Annotated in this window: 5 protein-coding genes; all 5 read left to right on the forward strand. The window is 65.1% G+C overall.

Annotated elements, in window-relative coordinates:
* On the forward strand, nucleotides 1-777 hold a 777-nt coding region (locus VNW74_RS23310; RefSeq protein WP_349256804.1), incomplete at its 5' end, for a cation transporting ATPase C-terminal domain-containing protein.
* Between the two features lie 75 nt (nucleotides 778-852).
* The gene (locus tag VNW74_RS23315) at nucleotides 853-1,359 is read left to right on the forward strand and encodes a helix-turn-helix domain-containing protein (RefSeq protein ID WP_325681210.1); all 507 of its coding nucleotides are present in this window, start codon (nucleotides 853-855) and stop codon (nucleotides 1,357-1,359) included.
* A 63-nt stretch (nucleotides 1,360-1,422) separates the two neighbouring features.
* Nucleotides 1,423-2,373: an NmrA family NAD(P)-binding protein gene (locus VNW74_RS23320; RefSeq protein WP_325681212.1), complete on the forward strand. Its 951-nt coding sequence runs from the start codon at nucleotides 1,423-1,425 to the stop codon at nucleotides 2,371-2,373.
* A gap of 357 nt (nucleotides 2,374-2,730) precedes the next feature.
* Nucleotides 2,731-3,015, forward strand: a complete 285-nt coding sequence (locus VNW74_RS23325) for a hypothetical protein (protein WP_325681214.1) — start codon at nucleotides 2,731-2,733, stop codon at nucleotides 3,013-3,015.
* 182 nt (nucleotides 3,016-3,197) lie between these two features.
* Nucleotides 3,198-3,721 (forward strand): alpha/beta fold hydrolase (locus VNW74_RS23330; RefSeq protein ID WP_325681216.1); only part of this gene is annotated, 524 nt, incomplete at its 3' end.

Genomic DNA, 3,721 nt, shown 5'->3' on the forward strand with positions numbered 1-3,721 from the left:
GTGAGCGGTCGAGGGTCCTCAGCCGCCCGCGGCGCCGCCGACATCGTGTTGACGGAGGACGACCTGGGCGTGCTGCTCGACGCATTGGTCGAGGGCCGCAGCATGTGGGCCGGCGTGCGCGACGCGGTGACCATATTGGTCGGCGGCAATGTCGGCGAGGTGCTGTTCACCATCATCGGCACGGCCTTGGGCAGTGGACGGGCGCCAGTGGGCACCCGTCAGCTGCTGCTGGTGAACCTGCTGACCGACATGTTCCCGGCGCTCGCCGTCGCCGTCACCCCGCAGTTCGACGAACCCGAGGCCGACGAATACGACACCGAGGAAGAGGCCGACGAGGCCAGGCGTGCCTATCAGCAATCGGTGCTCACCGCGCCGACACCTTCGCTGGACGCTCCGCTGATGCGCCAGATCGTCACCCGCGGCGCCGTGACGGCCGCCGGCGCGACCGCGGCCTGGGCTATCGGGCGTTGGACTCCGGGCACCGAAAGACGCACGTCGACAATGGGACTGACGGCATTGGTGACGACGCAGCTGGCCCAGACGCTGCTGACCCGGCGGCACAGCCCGCTGGTCGTGGCGACGGCGTTGGGTAGCTCAGCGGTTCTGGTCGCGATCGTCCAGACGCCCGGCGTCAGCCACTTCTTCGGATGCACGCCGCTCGGGCCGGTCGCCTGGACCGGGGTGGCCGGCGCGACCGCAGCGGCCACCGGCCTATCGGTGCTCGCGCCCAACTGGCTGGCCAAAACCGCCGGAATCGTAGCGCCTGAGCAGGAGTGAAATTCCGGCACGAGTGACCATCCGCCTGAGTTGCATTACTAGATGATTTTGCTGCGGGCCGTCTAGCCTGATGCTATGCGGCGCGCATCGTTTGAAGAGCTGAATTGCTCGGTTGCCCAGACGCTCGAGGTGGTCGGCGATTGGTGGTCGCTGCTGGTCGTGCGCGACATCTTTTTTGGCGTCACTCGCTTCGACGACATTCAACGGCGCCTCGGCATCGCCCGTAACACGCTTACCGATCGGCTCAACTGGCTGTCCGACCACGCCGTGGTGACCCGTGTGCCCTACGGCGATTCGGGGAACCGATACGAATACCGGCTCACCGAGAAGGGACGCGATCTGCAGCCCGTCTTGATGGCCATGGTGGCCTGGGGCGACAAGTGGGGTGCCACCGCCAAATGCCCACCTTTGCAGCCGAGCGACCAGAGTGGCGATCCCGTCGAACTGCGCATCGTCAACACCAGAACGGGCCGTCGGGTGCCCCGCGACAACGTCCGCATGTTGTCGACCAAGGGCGCCACCGATCCGAATATGGTGCCGCCGCGAAACATCCAGTCTCGCTCCGCGAACCAACGCACATAACGCCGTCGGCGACCATCGGCGTGGCGCTTGCATCCAAGCTGGCCGACCGCTAGTTTAAGTTGCATGATGCAACTATCTCCGTTGGTTGGGCCCCCGCCCGATGTACTGGTGATCGGCGGCACCGGCAGGCATGGAAACACCGGTGCCACCGTGGTCGACCGACTTGTTGCTCAGGGCCGCAACGTTCGAGTGCTGACCCGCACTGACAACGGGCGTGTGGACGCACTGCGCCACAAGGGCGCATCAGTGGTGATTGGGGACTTGCACGACCGCAGTACGTTGCCGGCCGCTGTGGACGGCGTATCGGCGGTGTACTTCACGTACCCGATCGCCCCCGGCGTCATCCCCGCCGCGGCGAACTTAGCCTCCGTGCTGGTGGAGTTGGGCCAGCGGCCCCACGTGGTCGTCATGTCGATGGCGGTGTCCTCGCACGACCACCCCAGTGCGCTCGGGCGCGCTCAGGCTATCGCTGAAGAGATACTGATTTGGGCAGGTCTGAACCCGACAGTCCTGCGGGTCGCGGCGCTTTTCCACGAAAACGTGCTGATCCTGCACAGGGAATCCATCCGCCAACACGGTGTCATCACCAACAGTTTCGGCACCGGACGAGCCCCATGGATCGGTGGACAAGATGCCGCCGAACTCGCTGTGCACCACCTTCTACAACCGCCGCCACCAACGCCGGTGGTGAGCTATCCGCCGGGAGGCGAGGCGCTGAGCCACGCCGAGATCGCCGAGATCATCTCGGCACAGACCGGTCAGAAGATCGAGTACCAGCCGATCTCGCACGAGCGGTGGCGCGAGATGATGGCGAGTCAGGCAGACAGCAGTGGGCCAGTGAACCACGGTATGGCTCAACATATCTCGATCATCGGCGCAGGTTTCGCCAGCGGTAAGGCGCCAGTGATGCCGGCCGATCCCGACGCATTGGCCAATACTCTTGGCCATCCGCCGACCACATTCGCCGAATTCGTCCGCAAACACCGCGAAGAATTCGCCGCTGCCCTCACGTAAGGGATGAAACGGCAGGTGGCCTCGCTGCCGCAACCAGCGCAATCCCGATCGTGCAGCTGACGCGCCATTCGATCTGCTCATAGCGTGTGACAGCACGCACCAGGTTCCGGATAGTCAACCGCCAATCACCAATCACGCCATAGACTTTCGCGCCAATAATCCGGCGCAGCAGACAAGTCTGCCGCTCCCCACGGGCACGGGGGCGATGCTTTCATCAAACTCGGCATTGAACCGCGCAGGCAGCTCGACCGTGTCCTATCCGATTGAGTCGCCGCTGCGAGTCAAACCGAGCGCTCGCGGATGCGGGCGCAACCCCAGGCGGCCGATGATGCGTCCCAAGCACAGGAGGAATCGAAGATGACATCGACCGTCGCCGACTTGCATCGAGTCGTCACTTGTGTCGATGACGACGGTGGCGAGCGGATAAGCGCTTTCGGAATGGACCGGGCAGAGATCTGCGGCGCGTTCAAGCCGGCAGGCCGCCCATACTGGCTGATATACATCAGTACCACCGTGGCCGAAGCGGGCGGCCGGTCGCATTCCCGTCTGGTCCCGCCACACCTTCAGCTGGGGAACCAGCAGAGCGCCCGTGAGTGGGTTGAACTCATCGCCCACCTCTACGCACGATCAGCGACATCGTGAGCGCGCCGGGTACGCGGCCCTGGGCATCGCCAGACCACGGCCAAATTGGATCCTCGCGGACGCAGCCCGGCGTGGCAATCCGGCGAGACCGCCCGCCTCTCGGCCGCAGCCGGATCATCGCTGCGAGGGATGGTGTCCGGCTGTCCGTGCGTGACTATGGGTCTCGCGCGCCCGACCACACCGTGGTCCTTCTGCATGGCCTTTGCTTAGACCAATCGTCGTGGGATATTCAGATCGGTCAGCTGATTCGCGAGTGGGGCAATGACATTCGGATCATCAGCTACGACCATCGCGGCCACGGCGACTCCGCCGACGCGCCCATGCACACCTACCGCATCGAGCAGCTCGCCGACGATCTGGCCACCCTGCTCATAGCGCTTGGCGTTAAAGGCCCACTCACCCTCGTGGGGCACTCCATGGGCGGCATGACAGCCCTGGCCTACCTCGCTCGCAGCGCCAGTCATCGCCCCGTCGAACCGAAATCGCTTGTCCTCGTCGCCACTGCTGCAGGCAAACTCGCCAACCGAGGCCTCGGCCGGCTCCTGGCCACCCGCGCGGCGAAGATCCTCCACCGGCTCGTGCAGCACACGCCGCATTCGATGACTGACCAGATAGTTCGGGCTGTCGCCCGCCCGTTGTGGCCCGCCCTGACGAGATGTGCCGGATACGCAGCAGGCAACGGTGCTCTCGCCGCTGTATCCGCCGC

The sequence above is a fragment of the Mycobacterium sp. genome, from assembly GCF_035570115.1.
In the GTDB taxonomy this organism is placed as follows: Bacteria; Actinomycetota; Actinomycetes; order Mycobacteriales; family Mycobacteriaceae; genus Mycobacterium.

Bases quoted from the DNA above. Each gene is read 5' to 3' on its own strand.
- VNW74_RS23315 (WP_325681210.1), top strand. From the start codon at position 853: ATGCGGCGCGCATCGTTTGAAGAGCTGAATTGCTCGGTTGCCCAGACG.
- VNW74_RS23320 (WP_325681212.1), top strand. From the start codon at position 1,423: ATGATGCAACTATCTCCGTTGGTTGGGCCCCCGCCCGATGTACTGGTG.
- VNW74_RS23325 (WP_325681214.1), top strand. From the start codon at position 2,731: ATGACATCGACCGTCGCCGACTTGCATCGAGTCGTCACTTGTGTCGAT.